Origin of the sequence: Pseudoalteromonas sp. D15MCD-2 (assembly GCF_038562745.1) — a bacterium.
GTDB lineage: Bacteria > Pseudomonadota > Gammaproteobacteria > Enterobacterales > Alteromonadaceae > Pseudoalteromonas.
Genome location: NZ_JBCFQE010000002.1, coordinates 154,525 through 172,384, shown reverse-complemented (window position 1 = coordinate 172,384; position 17,860 = coordinate 154,525). Strand labels below are relative to the sequence as shown.

At 41.2% G+C, this 17,860-nt stretch carries 21 protein-coding genes; 15 read left to right on the top strand and 6 right to left on the bottom strand.

The annotated features are described in order from the left end of the window. The 9 genes from arsB to AADY36_RS17515 all read left to right on the top strand — a co-directional run bounded on the left by arsB (position 1) and on the right by AADY36_RS17515 (position 8,187). Positions 1-1,023: an ACR3 family arsenite efflux transporter gene (gene arsB, locus AADY36_RS17555; protein ID WP_239963549.1), complete on the top strand. Its 1,023-nt coding sequence runs from the start codon at positions 1-3 to the stop codon at positions 1,021-1,023. Between the two features lie 13 nt (positions 1,024-1,036). Next, complete coding sequence (locus AADY36_RS17550; protein ID WP_342409364.1) at positions 1,037-1,537, top strand: phosphatase domain-containing putative toxin; 501 nt, start codon at positions 1,037-1,039, stop codon at positions 1,535-1,537. A gap of 2 nt (positions 1,538-1,539) precedes the next feature. Then, a complete protein-coding gene (locus AADY36_RS17545; RefSeq protein ID WP_342409363.1) occupies positions 1,540-2,550 on the top strand; it encodes an ArsJ-associated glyceraldehyde-3-phosphate dehydrogenase in 1,011 nt (336 codons plus the stop codon). A 5-nt stretch (positions 2,551-2,555) separates the two neighbouring features. Beyond that, on the top strand, positions 2,556-3,764 hold the full coding sequence (arsJ, locus tag AADY36_RS17540; protein ID WP_342409362.1) for an organoarsenical effux MFS transporter ArsJ: 1,209 nt from the start codon (positions 2,556-2,558) through the stop codon (positions 3,762-3,764). 144 nt (positions 3,765-3,908) lie between these two features. Next, on the top strand, positions 3,909-5,090 hold the full coding sequence (locus AADY36_RS17535) for a MerR family transcriptional regulator (protein ID WP_342409361.1): 1,182 nt from the start codon (positions 3,909-3,911) through the stop codon (positions 5,088-5,090). Continuing rightward, positions 5,087-5,626: a GNAT family N-acetyltransferase gene (locus tag AADY36_RS17530; RefSeq protein ID WP_342409360.1), complete on the top strand. Its 540-nt coding sequence runs from the start codon at positions 5,087-5,089 to the stop codon at positions 5,624-5,626. Before AADY36_RS17535 ends, AADY36_RS17530 begins: the two co-directional genes overlap by 4 nt. Positions 5,627-5,631: 5 nt before the next feature. Further along, entirely contained in the window at positions 5,632-6,672 is a 1,041-nt protein-coding gene (gene rsgA, locus AADY36_RS17525; protein ID WP_342409359.1) for a ribosome small subunit-dependent GTPase A, read from the top strand. Positions 6,673-6,855: 183 nt separating this feature from the next. Further along, entirely contained in the window at positions 6,856-7,758 is a 903-nt protein-coding gene (locus AADY36_RS17520; protein WP_342409358.1) for a hypothetical protein, read from the top strand. Positions 7,759-7,779: 21 nt separating this feature from the next. Continuing rightward, positions 7,780-8,187, top strand: a complete 408-nt coding sequence (locus tag AADY36_RS17515; RefSeq protein ID WP_342409357.1) for a hypothetical protein — start codon at positions 7,780-7,782, stop codon at positions 8,185-8,187. Between the two features lie 66 nt (positions 8,188-8,253). Here the strand turns inward: AADY36_RS17515 and AADY36_RS17510 are convergent, their stop codons facing one another. Both AADY36_RS17510 and AADY36_RS17505 read right to left on the bottom strand, forming a co-directional pair. Then, the gene (locus tag AADY36_RS17510; RefSeq protein WP_054553514.1) at positions 8,254-8,589 is read right to left on the bottom strand and encodes a zinc ribbon domain-containing protein YjdM; all 336 of its coding nucleotides are present in this window, start codon (positions 8,587-8,589) and stop codon (positions 8,254-8,256) included. Positions 8,590-8,664: 75 nt separating this feature from the next. Then, on the bottom strand, positions 8,665-9,231 hold the full coding sequence (locus AADY36_RS17505; RefSeq protein ID WP_055021840.1) for a Tll0287-like domain-containing protein: 567 nt from the start codon (positions 9,229-9,231) through the stop codon (positions 8,665-8,667). A gap of 156 nt (positions 9,232-9,387) precedes the next feature. Here AADY36_RS17505 and AADY36_RS17500 point away from each other — a divergent pair, with 156 nt between their 5' ends. Next, positions 9,388-9,852: a TlpA family protein disulfide reductase gene (locus tag AADY36_RS17500; RefSeq protein WP_054563289.1), complete on the top strand. Its 465-nt coding sequence runs from the start codon at positions 9,388-9,390 to the stop codon at positions 9,850-9,852. Here AADY36_RS17500 and AADY36_RS17495 read toward each other — a convergent pair. Further along, positions 9,827-12,256 (bottom strand): bifunctional diguanylate cyclase/phosphodiesterase, encoded by a 2,430-nt coding sequence (locus AADY36_RS17495; RefSeq protein WP_342409356.1) that lies wholly within the window; start codon positions 12,254-12,256, stop codon positions 9,827-9,829. The two genes, AADY36_RS17500 and AADY36_RS17495, sit on opposite strands and share 26 nt — an antisense overlap. 255 nt (positions 12,257-12,511) lie before the next feature. Between AADY36_RS17495 and AADY36_RS17490 the strand changes: the two genes are divergently transcribed. From AADY36_RS17490 to AADY36_RS17470, 5 genes are all read left to right on the top strand, one after another. Further along, positions 12,512-13,099 (top strand): DUF4202 domain-containing protein, encoded by a 588-nt coding sequence (locus AADY36_RS17490; protein WP_342409355.1) that lies wholly within the window; start codon positions 12,512-12,514, stop codon positions 13,097-13,099. 21 nt (positions 13,100-13,120) lie between these two features. Beyond that, positions 13,121-13,636, top strand: coding sequence for a TFIIB-type zinc ribbon-containing protein (locus tag AADY36_RS17485; protein WP_342409354.1), 516 nt, complete (start codon positions 13,121-13,123; stop codon positions 13,634-13,636). A 147-nt stretch (positions 13,637-13,783) separates the two neighbouring features. Continuing rightward, the gene (locus tag AADY36_RS17480) at positions 13,784-14,089 is read left to right on the top strand and encodes a hypothetical protein (RefSeq protein ID WP_055021844.1); all 306 of its coding nucleotides are present in this window, start codon (positions 13,784-13,786) and stop codon (positions 14,087-14,089) included. A 153-nt stretch (positions 14,090-14,242) separates the two neighbouring features. Continuing rightward, on the top strand, positions 14,243-14,503 hold the full coding sequence (locus AADY36_RS17475) for a MarR family winged helix-turn-helix transcriptional regulator (protein ID WP_342409353.1): 261 nt from the start codon (positions 14,243-14,245) through the stop codon (positions 14,501-14,503). Continuing rightward, a complete protein-coding gene (locus AADY36_RS17470; protein WP_342409352.1) occupies positions 14,493-14,636 on the top strand; it encodes a hypothetical protein in 144 nt (47 codons plus the stop codon). Before AADY36_RS17475 ends, AADY36_RS17470 begins: the two co-directional genes overlap by 11 nt. Here AADY36_RS17470 and AADY36_RS17465 read toward each other — a convergent pair. The 3 genes from AADY36_RS17465 to bamB form a co-directional block, all read right to left on the bottom strand. After that, positions 14,633-15,013 (bottom strand): VOC family protein, encoded by a 381-nt coding sequence (locus AADY36_RS17465; protein WP_055022061.1) that lies wholly within the window; start codon positions 15,011-15,013, stop codon positions 14,633-14,635. The genes AADY36_RS17470 and AADY36_RS17465 overlap by 4 nt on opposite strands. A gap of 115 nt (positions 15,014-15,128) precedes the next feature. Then, the gene (gene der / locus AADY36_RS17460) at positions 15,129-16,598 is read right to left on the bottom strand and encodes a ribosome biogenesis GTPase Der (protein ID WP_054553521.1); all 1,470 of its coding nucleotides are present in this window, start codon (positions 16,596-16,598) and stop codon (positions 15,129-15,131) included. A gap of 75 nt (positions 16,599-16,673) precedes the next feature. Further along, positions 16,674-17,852 carry an outer membrane protein assembly factor BamB gene (gene bamB / locus AADY36_RS17455; RefSeq protein ID WP_342409351.1) on the bottom strand — a complete coding sequence of 393 codons (1,179 nt, stop codon included), beginning with the start codon at positions 17,850-17,852 and terminating at the stop codon, positions 16,674-16,676. Between the last annotated feature and the right edge of the window lie 8 nt (positions 17,853-17,860).

The following is a 17,860-nucleotide window of genomic DNA, read 5'->3' as shown; positions in this document are numbered from 1 at the left end:
ATGGGTGTTTTTGAACGATATTTATCTGTATGGGTTGCTGCTGCTATCGCCATCGGTGTGACGCTTGGGGTGATGTTCCCGCCTTTATTTGAGCTAATTGCCAAAGCCGAAGTGGCGCATGTAAACATTGTTGTTGCACTGTTTATTTGGGTAATGATCTACCCGATGATGGTGCAAGTTGATTTTTCAACAATCAAAGAAGTCGGTAAAAACCCTAAAGGGCTGATGCTCACTTTAATCATTAACTGGCTTATCAAACCGTTTTCAATGGCCTCATTAGGTTGGCTATTTTTTGAAGGGTTATTTGCTGATTTCGTTAGCCCTGAAACTGCGCAAGAATATATTGCTGGGATGATTTTGCTTGGTGTTGCACCTTGTACGGCAATGGTGTTTGTGTGGTCACAACTGACCAAAGGCGATGCAAATTACACCTTAGTGCAAGTGTCTGTGAACGACATCATTATGATTTTTGCTTTTGCACCTATTGCGGGGTTATTGCTGGGTGTATCTGATATTCATGTGCCTTGGCTTACACTGATGATTTCGGTTGTGCTGTATGTATTGCTACCACTCATTGCCGGGGTATTAACACGAAAAGCTCTTAATAATTCAGCACAAAATGAGGCTGCTGTGCAGTCATTTTTAGAGAAAATTAAACCTTACTCAGTTATTGGTTTACTGGCCACAGTGGTCTTGCTATTTGGGTTTCAGGCGAACACGATTTTAGCCCAACCGCTTAACATTGTACTGATTGCAATTCCGCTTGTTTTGCAAACCTACGGTATTTTTGCAATCACTTATTTCATTGCGTTAAAGCTTAGGCTTAAGCACAACATTGCAGGGCCTGCATGTTTAATTGGTACTTCTAACTTTTTTGAGTTAGCAGTCGCAGTGGCTATTTCATTATTTGGTTTGCACTCGGGCGCAGCATTAGCAACCGTTGTTGGGGTGTTGGTCGAAGTACCTGTGATGCTGTCGTTGGTTGCAATCGTTAATAAAACAACACATTGGTTTAAAGAGTAATTGGGGAATCATAATGCAATCACATCCATTTGATATTTTACAGCTAGAAACTGGGGCATTTATTTTTACCCCTTGCCCTGGCACAAAAGGCGTTGGTTTATCGCAGTCTGTAGCAGATTTAAAAGCGGCAGGTGCAAAAGCCATTATTACTCTAATGTACGGTGAAGAGCTTATTAAAAATGGCGCGCAGCAGCTTGCAATCGAATGTGAGCAAGCCGGTCTTAGCTGGTTTCAATTACCTATTGTTGATGATGACGCGCCAAGCGAAGCGTTTAGTTTAGCTTTCAACAAACACCTTAACGAGATTCTTGCCATCATAAAAAGCGGTGGTAGCGTGGCTGTGCACTGTAAAGGCGGCTCCGGCCGTACAGGCTTAGTTATTGGTTTATTAATGCATGAGCTTGGCTATGCTAAAAACGACATAGTTAATCAAGTGCAGGCTATTCGCCCTAAATCGTTGCATAACCCAGTACAACGTTCATTTTTCGACAATTTTCAAAAAGTAGGAGCTTAACAATGGCAATTAAAGTAGGCATTAATGGTTTTGGCCGTATGGGTCGTTTATCACTAAGAGCAGCGTTTGCATGGGACGACGTTGAGTTTGTGCAAATTAATGACCCTGCGGGTGATGCAGCAACACTCGCTCACTTACTAAAGTATGATTCGGTACACGGAATTTGGCCTCATGAGGTTGAAAGTAGCGATAACGCTGTGATCATCGATGGCCACGAAATTAACGTTACGCAAAACAAAGCGATTGCAGACACTGATTGGTCTGGTTGCGATATTGTTATTGAAGCCTCTGGTGTGATGAAAAAAACCGAGTTACTGCAAGCTTATCTTGATCAAGGTGTGAAGAAAGTTGTTGTCACTGCCCCTGTAAAAGAAGACGGTGTGCTGAACGTTGTAATGGGTGTAAATGATGATTTATACGATGTACAGCAGCACGATATTGTGACTGCTGCATCATGCACTACCAACTGTTTAGCGCCTGTGGTTAAAGTTCTGCAAGAGAAAATTGGTATCAAACATGGTTCAATGACCACTATTCACGATATCACTAATACGCAAACTATCTTAGATGCGCCCCATAAAGATTTACGCCGTGCTCGCGCATGCGGCATGAGCTTAATTCCAACTACAACCGGCTCTGCAACAGCGATTACACATATTTTCCCTGAACTTAAAGGCAAATTAAACGGCCACGCGGTTCGTGTGCCGTTAGCAAATGCATCAATCACCGACTGTGTGTTTGAAGTTGAAAAGCCAACCACCGCTGAGCAAATTAACCAATGGATGCAAGAAGCCGCAGAGGGCCAGCTAAAAGGCATTTTGGGCTATGAAGAAAAGCCACTTGTTTCTATCGATTACAAAACCGATCCACGCTCAAGCATTGTTGATGCGCTATCAACCATGGTTGTCAACGAGACTCAAGTTAAGCTGTATGTTTGGTACGATAACGAATGGGGTTACGCAAACCGCACCGCTGAACTTGCCCGTAAAGTTGCGCGATCACTACAAGGTTAAAAGCAATGACGCGTTTTGCTAATCTTCCCGTAGATATAAAGCAGTACTTAATTGTCACCGGGAATTACTGGGCATTTACGCTAACAGATGGCGCATTGAGAATGTTGGTGGTACTGCATTTTCATGCGCTTGGCTACTCGCCTTTGAGTATTGCCATGCTGTTTTTGTTTTATGAGATTTTTGGTGTTGTCACTAACTTAGTGGGCGGTTATTTAGGCGCAAGGCTTGGTTTAAACAAGACCATGAACATTGGCCTTGCCATACAGGTTGCAGCTTTGTTCATGCTGGCAGTCCCTCCTGAATGGCTGAGTGTTGCCTATGTGATGGTGGCGCAAGCGCTGTCGGGCATTGCAAAAGATCTCAATAAAATGAGCGCTAAAAGCTCAATTAAAATGCTGGTTGCTAGTGGCCAAGAAGGCACCTTGTTTAAATGGGTAGCGATACTAACAGGCTCTAAAAACGCCTTAAAAGGTGTGGGCTTCTTTTTAGGTGGCTTACTACTGACATTAATGTCGTTTAAAGGCGCAATGCTTGCTATGGCAGCCACTTTGCTGGTGGTGTGGTGTTTTAGTATTTATGCACTTAAAAATGATTTAGGCAAAGCTAAAAACAAACCTAAGTTTAACGAGATATTTTCAAAAAGTAGTTCAATCAATATCTTGTCAGCCGCGAGGTTGTTTTTGTTTGGTGCCCGTGATGTTTGGTTTGTAGTTGCACTTCCGGTGTTTTTATCACAAGCCTTTGGTTGGGACCATTGGACCGTGGGGGCTTTTATAGCTGTGTGGATCATTGGTTATGGGGTAGTGCAATCTTTTGCACCTAAAATCATTAAGCTTAATAAGCAAACATCACCAAGCGCAGAAACAGTTAAGTGGGCATCCTTGCTTGCTGTAGTCACCTTAGCCATTGCCCTTGCTATTGGGTTTGACTGGGCTGTAAAACCAATGCTGATAGGCGGGTTGATGTTATTTGGCGTGGTCTTCGCGATTAACTCATCTTTGCACAGCTACTTAATTGTTAGTATGGCTGATGCCGATGGCGTATCACTCGATGTCGGGTTTTACTATATGGCTAATGCCATGGGTCGCTTAATTGGTACTGTGTTGTCGGGCTTAGTGTTTCAACTTTATGGCTTAGCTGCCTGTTTAGCTATATCTCTGTTATTTATTGTAATTACCGCCCTTATATCGACTAAATTGCCAAAACAAATTTAGTTAAATCTAAACACGCCATATAAAGGTAAGCATACTTTCTTGCTTACCTTATTTTCCTAAATTATTTTGCAAAAATATTTGACCTGTCTACAGCTTTATACTTCATACTTATTATATTCAAAAGCCTTATAGGCCTATTTCATCATGTATTTAATTTCAGAGTTAGCAGCAAAGCTTGGTTTGTCGCGCACGGCTGTGTTGTATTACGAGAAGCTTAAAATCATTAAGGGGCGCAGGCTTGCAAATGGTTATCGCTATTATAGCGAGGCTGATTTACAACGCTTGGTTTTGATCCAGCAGTTACAAAGCGCGGGGTTAACCTTAAAAGAATGTCAAAGTTGTTTAGATGTAGAGCTAGATAAAGCTATTTTGCAACAGCGCTTAGCACAACTTGAAGATGAAATTACCGCTAAGTTACAAGCCAAAGATTTGTTACTTAGTTTGCTTGGCGAACGCTCTCAAAAACACTTACATGATGAGCTAAATAAGCGTGCGCCAAGTGCACATTTAAATTGGTTGCTAAAGCAAGGCTACACAGAAAAAGAGGCATTGCGGCTTCGTTGGTTATCAAAAGATATGAGTGACCATGAAAGCTACATGCACGATTTCATGACTGTGTTTGAGCCATTAGAGCGATGGGGGCCTGGTAGCGAAGAAGCCACAGTAAAAGCCGTTGCTGCTGTTCCTAACAATGCCAAACAAATTTTAGAAATTGGCTGTGGTAAAGGCTCATCAACATTATTAATAGCCAAGCAAACTGATGCCAAGATCACGGCTTTAGATAATGAGTCATCGGCACTTGCTTATTTACAGGAGCGATTGCACAAAGAGCAATTGGCTGAGCGTGTGTCTTTGACTTGCGCATCGATGACTGCACTGCCTTTTAAAGCAAATTCATTCGATGTTATTTGGGCTGAAGGATGCGTGTATGTCATGGGGATGCAAAGCGCACTATCAAGCTGGAAACCGTTTCTTCGCCGTGATGGGGTAATTGTGGTCAGTGATTTAGTTTGGCTTAACAGCCAGCCTGAAATGGCGGTTAAAGAATATTGGCAAGCGAATTACCCAGATATGCAATCAATCGAAAGCCGCATAGCCTTATTTGATGAGCTTGGATATGAGCTTATAGAGCAGTTTTCGCTTGATCAGCAAGCTTGGCAAAGCTATTGGCAACCACTCAAGGCGCGCCTTGCTGAGTTAGCGCCATCGATAAGTGAGTCTCAAGCTGTAAAAGACATACAAACAGAAATTGCTCTTTACGAAAATGAGACTGGGAAAAACTTTACTTATCACTATTTTATTTTAAAACTTAAGGAGTCTAAGTGAATTTTTCAATTTACGAACAGAGCCAAAAAAGCGACATTATTGCGCTATACTTGGCAACATTCAGTGCATCAGAGTCAAAACAAGAAGGCGAGCAAGTTGCCCGTTTAGTCACTGACTTTTTAGCTGAGCCATTTCCATCAACTGATTTATATGTGTTTGTCGCGACAGATGAGCAACGGATCGTGGGCGCTATTGTGCTGTCGCGTTTACAGTTTGCGCACGCTAAAGAGGTGTTTTTACTCTCACCTGTTGCAGTGGCAACGGATTGTCAGGGACAAGGCATAGGACAAAAGCTGATCCAATTTGGCTGTGATAAGTTAGCTGAACAAAATGTCAGCCTAGTGATGACCTATGGCGATATCAACTTTTATGGAAAAGTCGGTTTTTCCGTTGTGAGTGAAGAAATTATTCAAGCTCCTCATAACTTATCTTACCCAAAAGGCTGGCTGGCTAAACCAGTTTTAGATGATGAAATTTTGCCAATTACTGGTAAGCCAAGTTGCCTTAAACCACTCGATAACCCTGCGCTTTGGTAAACACTATGCAAACCCCTTCACTGATAGAATTAGGTATGCGACCTTTCTTTCAACAACAGCTGAGTTTAGATGAGCTAGAAAACAGCCATTTAGGGCGTGTTGTTGAGCATCACAAAACAGAGGTCGTATTGCTTGGCGAGCAAGGCACGGTGCGGTTTGCTTTAACACCGGGTCTTGAACAAATTTGCGTAGGTGATTGGGTGGTATTTGATGAGTCGCGTATTTTACGGGTACTAGAAAGAGCTTCAATCATTAAGCGCAAGGCTGCAGGCTCTAAACACGAGTTTCAATTAATCGCGGCGAATATTGATACCGTGTTTATTGTTACATCGCTTAATGATGACTTTAGTTTAAATCGGATAGAGCGATATTTAGCCTTGGTTAAAAATGCCCACATTGAGCCTGTGGTGGTGTTAACCAAAGCAGATACTTGCCCAGACGTTGAAAAGTACAACCAGCAAGTACAAAACCTAGATTCTCTTTTGAGTGTCATTGCTATTAATGCGTTAAAAGAAGAGGGCTGTGATTTACTTACACCTTATTGCCGAAAGGGACAAACGCTCGCATTTATGGGCTCATCTGGAGTGGGCAAGTCGACCATTGTTAATGCATTACTTGGTTCCGATGAATTAAAAACAGCAGGTATTCGTGAACAAGATAGCAAAGGCCGTCATACAACAACCTTTAGATCGATTAAAAGATTGCCTAATGGTGCGTTATTGATGGACACACCGGGCGTGCGAGAATTGCAATTAAGTGACTCAAAGCAAGGTATTGAACGTGCATTTGAAGATGTTGAGCTACTCGCAAGTAGCTGTCGATTTAAAGATTGCCAACACCAAACAGAGCCGGACTGCGCTGTTATTAAAGCAATTGAAATGGGCTCATTATCAACAAGACGCTTAGAAAATTACCGTAAGTTGTTAGCTGAAAATGAGCACAACAATGCCACCATGGCTGAAAAGCGCGCCAAGCAGCGCGCGTTTTCAAAAATGGTTAATACTGTTCAAAAGCAAAATAGGTCAATTAAAAAGACTCAAGAGTGACCATTAGTTGGGTGTTGCTTAATGCAAACGAAGCGAAACCGCAGTTAAGTTTCGCTTTCATCCTTGTTTTCTTGTAACTTACTTAGAAACAAAAATGATAAGTATGTTGTTATGTCTAGGTATGCTTTTATTAGGCAAGGAATAAAGCCATTTTTAATAGTGGTTTTGGCATTGTTGTTCGTTATGTATATATATTTTTCTCAAGAATCAGCAATCTTTGCAACCAATTCAGAATCTTTAAATGATATAAAAACTACGCAGAAAGTTGTGGCACAAGTAAGCATGACTGCCACAAAGCCTGACACGAGTTTGTTAGCTGATGAATCAGCTGAGCAAGGGAGTGAAGTTAATGGTAGCCGTGAACTTATTATCAAAAATGCACCGAAATGGCATTTTGATGGTGTGTTTATTGACTATTTTACAGAGCTAAAGCAACGCGCTGAGCAAGGTGATGCTGAGGCTAACTACCTCATCGCGCAAAACCTTAAGTATTGTTTTAATGCGCCTTTAGATGAACAGGCGCTTGAAGAAAAATTGGCTGAAATCTATGAGTTTAGTGATGCTGGCGATATACAAAGCCGTGTTTTAGATAAATATGAGTATTGCCAAGGATTAGATTTAGCAACGCGGCGTTCTTTTTACAGTTATTTGGCAGAGGCTGCAGAAAATGGCTCGGCTTATGCGCAGCAAACGTTTGCTGGGCTAACGCCCGAATTTTATATGAAGTCGCAATTTCCTGAGAAGTTGTCACGTGCAGAGTTCATCAAAAATCGTGATAGTTTTAAAGAGCGTAAAACCGTATTTTTAGAGCAAGCAGCTAAGCAGGGTAGTGAACAAGCGCTGATGAGTTTAGCGAGCATGTATTACAGCGAACAAGTTGGTGAGCATAGTGCAGCAAAAGCCTACGCTATAAATCGACTCATTATGGAAATCACGCAAAATAACGATGTGTATAATCGTTATGCGTGGTTTGAGCAAAGACAATACCCGACACTTTCAGATGATGAGCTGAGTATTGCGAACAACTTATATGATCAATGGCTTTTGCAAATAAAGCAAAATGGTACGCTATACCCAAAGAATTAATAACCCAAAGCAAGGATGACAATGATGTTTGAACCAAACTATGCAAGTTACACTCTTGATGAGTTATTAGATTGCAAAGCAAATATAGATTCACAAGCATGGCCTGATCGCCTAAAAGACATCGAAAATGCACTCAGTGTTTATGCCAGCCAATCTGCTGAGCACGCAAAACAGTACAAACAAGCAGTTTTTAATGCGTATTGTGAAACGTTACGCCACGATCTAACCATCAGTATCGACGATAATATTCTGTGGTTTTTAAGACCTTTTTCTAAGCAAGCTGAAGATATTACCCCAAGCACTTTTATTGGCGAAGTTTGCCCACTTTGCAAAGCAAAGCTTAACGCAACCACATGGGCTGCTGGCTGGCAGTTGAGCTGCGAACATTGTGAAGTAACGGGGATTGTTGTTGAAAAGTTTGGCTATTAAAAAAGTTAGCTTATTGAAATTGCTGCGTAATTATTCGCAGCAATATATAACAATTTTATAATGTTATCAGGCTTTTTTAACAAACTTAGCGGTAACCATCATTTCACCAACGCCATCAACTTTACAGTCTAATTCGTGGTCTTTTTTATCTAACACGCGGCGGATCACGGCTTTGGTGCCAATTTTAATTACTTGTGAGCTGCCTTTAATTTTTAGGTCTTTCGCAACAGTCACTTTATCGCCATCAGCTAATAAAGTGCCGTTAGCATCTTTCACATTGATCACATCATCGGTATCAACCGCATTAGGATCCCACTCATGAGCGCATTCTGGGCATACTAAATTGTTTTGATCTTCATACACGTATTCAGAGTTACATTGTGGGCAAGGAGGAAAAGACATAAATGGCACCATGGTTGATTTTAAAAGGGTATTTTAATGGCTAAGAGTAAACTATGCGAGTACAAGGCTTTTATTTTATGACTCAGGCGTTTCGAGCGTTTTGGTAATAGAGAATATCCCTCTTAGATCACCAAGCCGATAGCCTGTGGCTAAATCATTTGGGTAATGTTCGCTAAGCGCTTGCTTTACTTCTGGCGCAATTGTTTGGCCATGACAATTGAGGCAAACTGGCGCGACTTTTATCGCTTTAGCAAAGCGAAATTGACCATCTTTATTGGTTGAAAAAGTCACATTGTCGATGCTCTCTGTGTTTCTGATCATATCGAGCAGCTGGGCGATTTTTTCAGCTTCCCATTCATCGGGTTGATTATTTGGATTACGGTTTTTAGTGCTTTTACGTGCTACCGTCCAACCATCAGTTGATAAGCTATCGCTAATAGCCGGGGCTTGCATTTTGCACACGTTAATTCCTTCAACTAAACCGCCTTGTTTTATTGCAGCTCCCAATGCTGATTTAAGCGTAGTGGCAAATTCAGTTGCTCGCTCCGCTGCTTGAGTTTCTAGAGTCGCTGATTTTGTTTCGGCATAAAGACTAGGTGAAAGTAACACAGTACAAATCACAATTGTTCTGAAGGAAAACATAGTAAAACCTTATATTAGATATATCTAATATAGTAGTTTGTTTTTACTCTACATGCCAATTTAACCTGCAAAAAATAACGATTCTTTGCACAAAGCCTGCTGGAGTGTTGTTGCTAAATTGGTTAAGGTGAAGAAAATATCTTGAGAACAAATAAAATGAAAAAACTAATTTATATCGCCGCTTTGTTATTCTCTGCCCTGACATTTGCAGGTACCGCTCCATACAGTGGAGAGATAAGTCGTGATGACTTACTTAAAGACTACTCTGCGTTTAGTGAAGAGTACGATGAATACTCACCGAGCAAAGAAGAGTTAAGCACTATAAAAGCACTGCAAGGTAAGCAGGTTTTGGTGTTCTTGGGCACTTGGTGTCATGACTCAAAACGTGAAGTGCCTCGATTTTTGAAGCTTCTCGATACTGCAAAGGTGCAGTTAGGCTCACTTAAACTAGTGGCCGTTGGCTACGACAAGCTAGACCCTGCAGGGTTAGCAAAACAGTATGACTTAATGTATACGCCAACCATTATAGTCCTTGATGGTGAAAAAGAGCTTTCCCGTATGATCGAAAAGCCAAAACAAAGCTTGGCAGTGGACCTTACGCAACCGGGTCAAACGCTATAAAATCATCAATAGATAAGGGCATTGATATTAAGTAACCTTGAATATAATCAATACCTTTATCACTCACCAACTGCCATTGCTCTGAGCTTTCGACCCCTTCTGCAGTAATCGTTAAGTCTAGTTGATGGGCTAAATCACTCATCGTTTGTAAAAATAAACCATCTCGTGGGTTATCAACGCAGTTACAAATAAAGGCACGGTCAATCTTAACGTTATCTAACGGAAACTGCTGAATCGACGACAGCGATGAATAACCCGTTCCAAAGTCATCAAGTGATAAATTAAAACCTGCTAATTTAAGTTCATGCATTAGATTTATTGCGTATTGGGTATTTTGAAATAGGGCGGATTCGGTGATCTCAAGATTAATTTTTTGATTAGCCGGAAACAGCTTAGCTTTTTCTTTACTGAGTCGTTTAACTAAATGCACATCAGAGAACTGCTTACGCGAGAGATTGATCGACACTTTAATGCGAATGTTGTTATCAACCATGCGGTGGCAATCTTCAGCAACCTTAGCAACAATCCAACGAGATAATAAATTAATGAGCTCTGATTGCTCAGCGATGGCAATAAACTCAACAGGTGACACAAAGCCTCGAACAGGGTGCTGCCAACGTACAAGCGCTTCACAGCCAATCAGTGTGCCATCTAGAGTGTTTACAATTGGCTGATACACCATACTTAGCTGCTCGTTGGCCGCAAGCGCATGGCGTAGATCACTTTCGAGGTTACTTTGTGCGATAAGCTTATCTTTTAGAGATTGGCTATAAACTGTGAAGGGTTTTTGTGTGCGAGGGCATTCATTCATCGCAATGAGGGCTGTGTTGATTTGCTCAGCCGCATCGATGTTTTGTAAATGCGGATAGCCCACGCCAATGTATAAGTGGTAAAAATGAGCGCTACCAGCGGTTTCAATAATACCGCCGACCTGATGCTGTAATCTATCTAATAGGGCGGCGAGTTTTTCATCAAAAATGGCTTCTTTTAGTAATATTAAAAAACAGCCAGGTTTTATATGAGCGCAAAACGCTTGATGTAAGTCAGAAAATTCAATTAGCCGGTTAGCTAGCGTTGTCTGTAGTTCATTTAAGTAATCTTGACCGTAAATATCTTCTAATTGACGATAGCCTTTGATCTCGGCACACAATAAAGTAAGGCCGCTACTGTATTGGTCTTCAGGGCATAAACTAGCGATATATTTTTCGCTGTAATGGCGATTGGCAAGGCCGGTGACCGAGTCAAAATGTGCTTGCTGGTAAAGCTCATGTTGGCGTTGTTTTTCAGCACTGATGTCTTTAATCGTACCAACCAAGGTGTTGGTTTTAGGGTTCCATTCAGCGTGTTCATGAAACCAGCGTTTTTCTCCATTGAGTTTAATCGTGTATTCAATTTCAGTCGGGCTACTAGGCTTAGTATGAATAAAATTTAAAAACGAATTTTTATAAAAGCTATCGATTTTTTTACAGACATCAGTAATTGATTGCGCTTTGCTTTGTTCTTTGAATAGCGATTTAGCTTGTGATGATAATTGCCTAATGCTTTTATCAGGCGACAGATGCCAACTGCCTACGCCACTGAGTGACTGAGCTTGTTTTAATTCAAGTGCCTGTTCAGACAGCTCTAAGGTTTGCTTTTGCACAAGTTTTTCGAGGTTTTGCTCATGCTCACGTAACCGACAAGTAATCGTAATCAAATAGCAGCTAACCGATGAAAGTAACAGAGCTATGAGTAGTAATACTAAAAATTCAACATGCGCTCGATAAGCAAACTCGTCTTTAATACCCACAACCCAATGTTGATTTTCAACATCGAGGTTGTAAGTTGACCAGTGGCTTTGCTCAAAACCGTTGTTATTTAAAAGCGGCGCGTAGCTATTCGCTGTTTTTTGCCAAACCTCATAGAGGTGAGGGTGTGAAGTAGTTTTAGGGCTCAAATTTGCTATAAATTCTGGAAAACGCAGCACCGCGATTGCAAACCCCCAAAACTCATTTTGATCAAAAATTGGTAATCGAGCGACTAAGCCTTGACCACCTTGAGCCAACTCTTTAGGTCCATCGATTTGCATTTTTTGAGTATCAATGGCTGTTTGTAATGACTTTTCAATACTTTGCATCTTGAATAAGTCGACACCAATCACACTCTCGTGACTGGTTAGCGGGTAGCTGTATTGAATAACCCCTTTTGGTGCAAGTTGAATAGTTTGGCTACCATCACTATGAGTTAATATCTCAGTGGCAAGGGTTTCGAATTCAGTTTGTGTGTATGTAAAGTCACGCATCGCGGCGCGAACAAGGTAAGGACCAAGGAGTGCGCTATCAAGTGCTTTTTCAAGGTTACTGCTGTAACTGTTAAGTGCTGAATTTTGCTCAATTTCATGCATTTCTTGTCTATCGTAAAACACTTTTAGTGCGATCGCCGAAAATAAACAGAAACTGAGAAAAAAAGAAGTAAATAACAACGAAAAATATGTAATATTACGCAATGGCGTCTCTGAATTAAGTGGGTATTTAAGTACTAATCTTGCTTTTAAAAATACTAGTTTAGGGTTAGCTGGTTGTCTAGCAAATATCTAGAATTTTAGTTAAATTTTTAGCAAGTTAAAAAAATAATTGTACCTAAATACAATGAATTGCAAGCACAAGTAAGATTAAACACTATGTACCAAGCTGTTATAAAAGCGATAGATGCAGCGAATGCTGTCGACCCAAATCGTGTAAAACAAGATGATCAAGAGCTAGCAAAAGAGTCTTTATATGCAATGCGTATGACCGATATGCTAAACCGTTTCAACCCACAAGCCGATGAGTTGATGCATATTGCTGCGCGAGGCCAACATATTGAGCGTTGGCGCTCTCCTCGCAATGATTTTCCTATGGGTAAGCAAGGTTATTATCAATGGCGAACGGCTTTATATGATTTTCATGCCGAGCGTGTAACAGCCCTTATGAAAACGGCGGGTTACGCACCGGAAGAATGTGAGCGCGTATACGCAGCCGTTGCTAAAAAGAACATAAAACGAAACCCCGATAGCCAATTGATTGAAGACATTGCAAGCCTTGTTTTTATTGAACATTACATGCTTGATTTTGCAAGTAGTAAGCCTGACTACGATGAGCAAAAATGGTTGGGTATTATTCGTAAAACATGGCAAAAAATGTCAAACGAAGCACATGACTTTGTATTAGCTGGTAACATCAGCTTACCTGAGCCGCTTAAACCGTTAATAATAAAAGCGCTAAATTAATTATAAAAACAAGGATGGTCTATGTTTTGCCCGCGTACTAAAACAGCCCTTAAAGCAATGAGCATTGGTGATGTTAAAGTATATTTATCAAAATCTGGTGGCGTATTTTTTGATAACCGACAAATATTTCACTTTAGCGATCCAAGTTTAAAACCCGCGCAAGTGCTGGTGGCTCATTTACAAACCCTGCCAACAGAATGTGTTGATTTAGCAAAGCGAATTAATTGCCCGAATTGCCCTGACGTGGTGATGATGCGACGCTTTTTTACGCCACTAAAGGTGGTTGAAATAGATGAATGTCCAAATTGTGCGGCTATTTGGCTTGATCATGGTGAGCTTGAAAAGATCCATGAAAATCATTTAACGCCAAAAGAGCGTGAAATGCTGCGTATTGATATGGCCAATAATCATGGTTTTATTCAAGTTAAGATCCCGAAAAGGCGTTATTCTGTTCATGCTGAAAAGCCTGAGCCTAAAGCAACGTCATCATTAGAAAAACTAGCAGAACTTGCGTATTTATCGATTTTGAATGACTGATAATTTATATAAAACACCTGACGCTGAACTTACTCGCGGATCTGTCTATCTTTCGAAACTTTAAGATTTAAAACTGTTTACAGAGTTGTGATTTATAGGCGATGGCATACACTTTAAACCTAACGAAATAAATTGATCAGGTAACCTATGCTAATAACAATAATATTGGTTTCAGTGTGGGCGCTGTTAATGCTTTATGCTGCGAGCGCTGAATATAAATACTATCAATCGGTTAAAACTTTAGAGCCGGAACTGTGGCAACAGCTAGGTGCACCGCGATTTTTAAAAGTACCTATGGTGTTTGTATCTAAAAAGGGTTTAGCACTTTTAAATTCCATAGAGAACGAAACTGTGCGAGCGAATGCAAAAAAACATCGCCAAGCTGGGATTTTGTTTCTTTCCTATGTGGGGTTGGTGCTTGTTTCGGCAATCGTATTTTTTAAACTTGCCTAAAAGAAGCCTGTACCAACTAAGATACAGGCTTTATTAGTTATTAAGCGTTAAAGCTTAACCAGCATTTTTCCTTTATTTTTACCTTCGAACAGACCAAGAAATGCATCAACGGCATTTTCAATAGCGTGGTATATCGTTTCTTCAGATTTAATCTTGCCTTCGCTGATCAGAGCGTTTCGACCAATCCTCGAAGCTTATGACTTAACCTATCCGCAATATATTGTGATGCATTCTCTTTGGTATAATAACCAAGTGAGCTTAAAAGCGCTTTCTCATGACACGCACCTTGATTCAGGCACCTTAACACCAATAGTTAAGCGCCTAGAAAGCAAAGGTTTATTGACTCGTCAGGTATCAAATGAAGATGAGCGTAAAAAAAGTAATTTCGTTAACAGAGCAGGGTATGCAACTTAAAGTTGATGCTGAAGAATTAACGGCGAAGTTAATGGCACGCTCAAATATGAGTGTGGAGCGAATCGAGTTATTACGCGAGTTAACCCTTGAGCTGCATACTGACCTAACAAAAACGGACCTTACAAAAAGCTAATCTTCTAATAAACACACTAAAGTGCCTTCAATAGCACGAACATACGCATAATGCTGGGCGTCTTTTTTAGTTGGCGGGCATAATGGCTCAGCACCAGCAAGTACAGCTTTATCGTAACTTTCGACTAAATTATGGCAGCTAAACCTTAGCTCAAAGCCTAGTGCAGGTTGCTTAGGGTGGGCACGAATATACCCTTGCTTAAAATATGACTGCGCATGCGGGTGGGTCGCAAAAGCAAGTTTTACAGACCCTGTAACAAGTTCACCGTACTCGGCATCGTCACTGATATGGTTGGTATTTAAACCAAATGCTTGATAGTAAAAGTCGAGTACTTCTTCTACGTTATCGACGTAAATAACCTGACTTAAAAATACCATTTATGCTGCTCTATTTATTGTTCGTTTATTAAATAAAGCATAGTTTTAGCAATAAAAAAACCTTGTAAGTCATACTCACAAGGTTTTTTTAATACTTAAAGCTTAGCTGTAGTAGCTACGACTTGTTGCGGTTTTCTTTCGCAAATGCACGAATTTTACGTTTTTGCGATAAAGTCACTTTATTAGTACGACCCGCGTATGGATTATCGCCTTCTCTAAATTCAATTTTAATCGGCGTACCCATAATACCTAATGCTTTACGGTAGTAGTTCATTAAGTAGCGTTTGTAGCTATCAGGTAAGTCATGAACTTGGTTACCGTGGATCACGATACGTGGTGGGTTATAGCCACCTGCGTGAGCATATTTAAGTTTTACACGACGACCGCGAACAAGTGGCGGTTGGTGATCGGCTTGTGCCATATCCATGATACGACGCAGCATCGCTGTGCTAATACGTTTAGTTGCTGATTCGTATGCTTCGTCTACCGATTCAAATAAGTGACCTACACCTGTGCCATGTAAAGCTGAGATAAAGTGTAAACGTGCGAAATCGATGAAACCTAAACGACGGTCAAGCTCTGACTTAATACGTTCTTTAACGTAATCGTCAAGGCCGTCCCATTTGTTAACAGCAACAACCAATGAACGACCTGCGTTTAAGGCAAAACCTAGTAAGCTTAAATCTTGATCAGAAATACCTTCGCGCGCATCAACCACAAGCAATACCACGTTAGCGTCTTCAATCGCTTTAAGGGTTTTGATCACAGAGAATTTTTCTACAACATCGCTTACTTTCTTACGCTTACGAACACCCGCAGTATCAATAAGAATGTACTCTTTGTCGTTACGTGTCATTGGAATATAGATAGAATCACGGGTTGTACCCGGCATATCGTAAACGATTACACGTTCTTCACCTAAGATACGGTTTGTAAGTGTTGACTTACCAACGTTAGGGCGACCGATAATAGCAAGCTTTACTGGCTTGTCAGCAAAGGCTTGCTGGTTGTCTTCGCCTTCTTCATCTTCGCTGTAAAGATCAACCAATTCGTCATCACTTTCTTCAAGTTCTTCAGCTTCGCCTGCAAGTTCTGCAATAACAGGCTGTAGAGTTGTTTCAAGTAATTGCGTTATACCACGGCCATGCGCCGCAGCAATGTGATGCACGTCACCTAAGCTTAACTGGTAGAACTCAGCACAGTATGAATCTGCATCAATGCCATCAACTTTGTTTGCCACAACAAAACATTTCTTTTGTTGTTTACGAAGGTGGTTAGCAATCGCTTGGTCTGCGGCGGTCATACCTGCGCGGGCATCAACTAAAAATAGCACGATATCGGCTTCTTCAATCGCTAGTAGCGATTGCTCAGCCATTTCAGTTTCGATACCTTGCTCAGAACCGTCAATACCACCCGTGTCTACCACGATAAATTCATAGCCATCGTAATCAGCTTGGCCATATTTTCTATCTCGTGTTAAGCCTGGAAAGTCGGCTACGAGGGCGTCACGAGTACGTGTTAAACGGTTAAATAATGTGGATTTGCCCACATTGGGTCGCCCAACAAGAGCGATCACGGGAAGCATAAACTACCTCTTAAAAAAACAACAAAAGGCTTCGCCAAGCGAAGCCTTAGAAAAATAACATTTACTATTAGTAAGTTAGTTTGGAATTTTAACCGCGCTAACTTCACCATCTCGGGTGTATATAATTAATTTATCACCGGCAACAACTGGCTCAATAAAGAAACCTGAGCTGTCAAAGTCTTCGCGCGATACAAGCTCGCCCGTTTCTTTGTCTAACCAGTGTAGGTTACCTTCTTGGTCACCTAGTGCTAAATATTTACCAGCCACGGTAGGGCCTGTTAAGTACCAGCCGCGCAGTGCCGGTTGGCTCCAACGCTCAATACCTGATGTTTTATCCAGACCGTAAACAACACCATCGCTATCAACAACATAGATAGACTGGCTATCCATCGATAAATCACGGTAGCTGCTGTACTCACGTTTCCAAACAACATTACCAGAACGAATATCAACGGCTGCTAAGTTACCATTATAGGCGATTGCATAAGCATATGGACCGCTGATTAATGCTTGTGTATCTACATCAACCAAACGTTCAAACTCAGACGCACCTTTTGGAGAAGCAATTTCAGCACTCCACGCAGAGTAACCATTTTCAGAAATTAATACGCTTAATTTACCTGTTTCAAGACCTAGTAATACACCACCGTTGGCTACAGTTGGTGAACTTTGACCACGTAGCGTTAGTGGTGGCACTTCTTGTTCAAAGCTCCAACGCTCTTCACCTGTATCTGGGTGTACAGCTAATAATTTACCTGAGCCTAGGTTTACAAAAATTAGGCCGTCGCCTGCAGCTGGTTTAGAAAGTACTTCGCCTGGCATAGTTTTGCGCCAAACGATTTCACCTGTTTCACGGTCAAGAGCAGTTAAGTAACCATGCTCAGAACCAACGAAAATTTTGCCGTAAGCTTGTAAAATACCGCCCGATAGCTTGGCACTTTCTGTGGTTTCCCAAGGCCAAAAGGCTGGGTTTTCACGTACATCGGTTTGCCATAGCGTATCGCCATTTTCAAGCGATAGGGCTTCAACTTCACCTTCGCGGTTTGCTACATACACAACATCGTTATGAATAGCCGGCGTTAAGCGCGAGAAATAGTGCTGAACACCATCACCAATTGATTCTTGCCAAACCACTTCTGTCTCAAATTGATTAACAATTTCAGGCAGTACTAGTTCTTCTTCGTCATCACTTGACGAACACCCAGTCAGGGTTGCGATACACAGAGCAAGTGTTGCCGCTGTTAACTTCTTCATCTTAACCC

Bases quoted from the DNA above. Each gene is read 5' to 3' on its own strand.
- arsB (WP_239963549.1), top strand. From the start codon at position 1: ATGGGTGTTTTTGAACGATATTTATCTGTATGGGTTGCTGCTGCTATC.
- AADY36_RS17550 (WP_342409364.1), top strand. From the start codon at position 1,037: ATGCAATCACATCCATTTGATATTTTACAGCTAGAAACTGGGGCATTT.
- AADY36_RS17545 (WP_342409363.1), top strand. From the start codon at position 1,540: ATGGCAATTAAAGTAGGCATTAATGGTTTTGGCCGTATGGGTCGTTTA.
- arsJ (WP_342409362.1), top strand. From the start codon at position 2,556: ATGACGCGTTTTGCTAATCTTCCCGTAGATATAAAGCAGTACTTAATT.
- AADY36_RS17535 (WP_342409361.1), top strand. From the start codon at position 3,909: ATGTATTTAATTTCAGAGTTAGCAGCAAAGCTTGGTTTGTCGCGCACG.
- rsgA (WP_342409359.1), top strand. From the start codon at position 5,632: ATGCAAACCCCTTCACTGATAGAATTAGGTATGCGACCTTTCTTTCAA.
- AADY36_RS17520 (WP_342409358.1), top strand. From the start codon at position 6,856: ATGTATATATATTTTTCTCAAGAATCAGCAATCTTTGCAACCAATTCA.
- AADY36_RS17515 (WP_342409357.1), top strand. From the start codon at position 7,780: ATGATGTTTGAACCAAACTATGCAAGTTACACTCTTGATGAGTTATTA.
- AADY36_RS17510 (WP_054553514.1), bottom strand. From the start codon at position 8,589: ATGTCTTTTCCTCCTTGCCCACAATGTAACTCTGAATACGTGTATGAA.
- AADY36_RS17505 (WP_055021840.1), bottom strand. From the start codon at position 9,231: ATGTTTTCCTTCAGAACAATTGTGATTTGTACTGTGTTACTTTCACCT.
- AADY36_RS17500 (WP_054563289.1), top strand. From the start codon at position 9,388: ATGAAAAAACTAATTTATATCGCCGCTTTGTTATTCTCTGCCCTGACA.
- AADY36_RS17490 (WP_342409355.1), top strand. From the start codon at position 12,512: ATGTACCAAGCTGTTATAAAAGCGATAGATGCAGCGAATGCTGTCGAC.
- AADY36_RS17485 (WP_342409354.1), top strand. From the start codon at position 13,121: ATGTTTTGCCCGCGTACTAAAACAGCCCTTAAAGCAATGAGCATTGGT.
- AADY36_RS17480 (WP_055021844.1), top strand. From the start codon at position 13,784: ATGCTAATAACAATAATATTGGTTTCAGTGTGGGCGCTGTTAATGCTT.
- AADY36_RS17470 (WP_342409352.1), top strand. From the start codon at position 14,493: ATGCAACTTAAAGTTGATGCTGAAGAATTAACGGCGAAGTTAATGGCA.
- AADY36_RS17465 (WP_055022061.1), bottom strand. From the start codon at position 15,013: ATGGTATTTTTAAGTCAGGTTATTTACGTCGATAACGTAGAAGAAGTA.
- der (WP_054553521.1), bottom strand. From the start codon at position 16,598: ATGCTTCCCGTGATCGCTCTTGTTGGGCGACCCAATGTGGGCAAATCC.
- bamB (WP_342409351.1), bottom strand. From the start codon at position 17,852: ATGAAGAAGTTAACAGCGGCAACACTTGCTCTGTGTATCGCAACCCTG.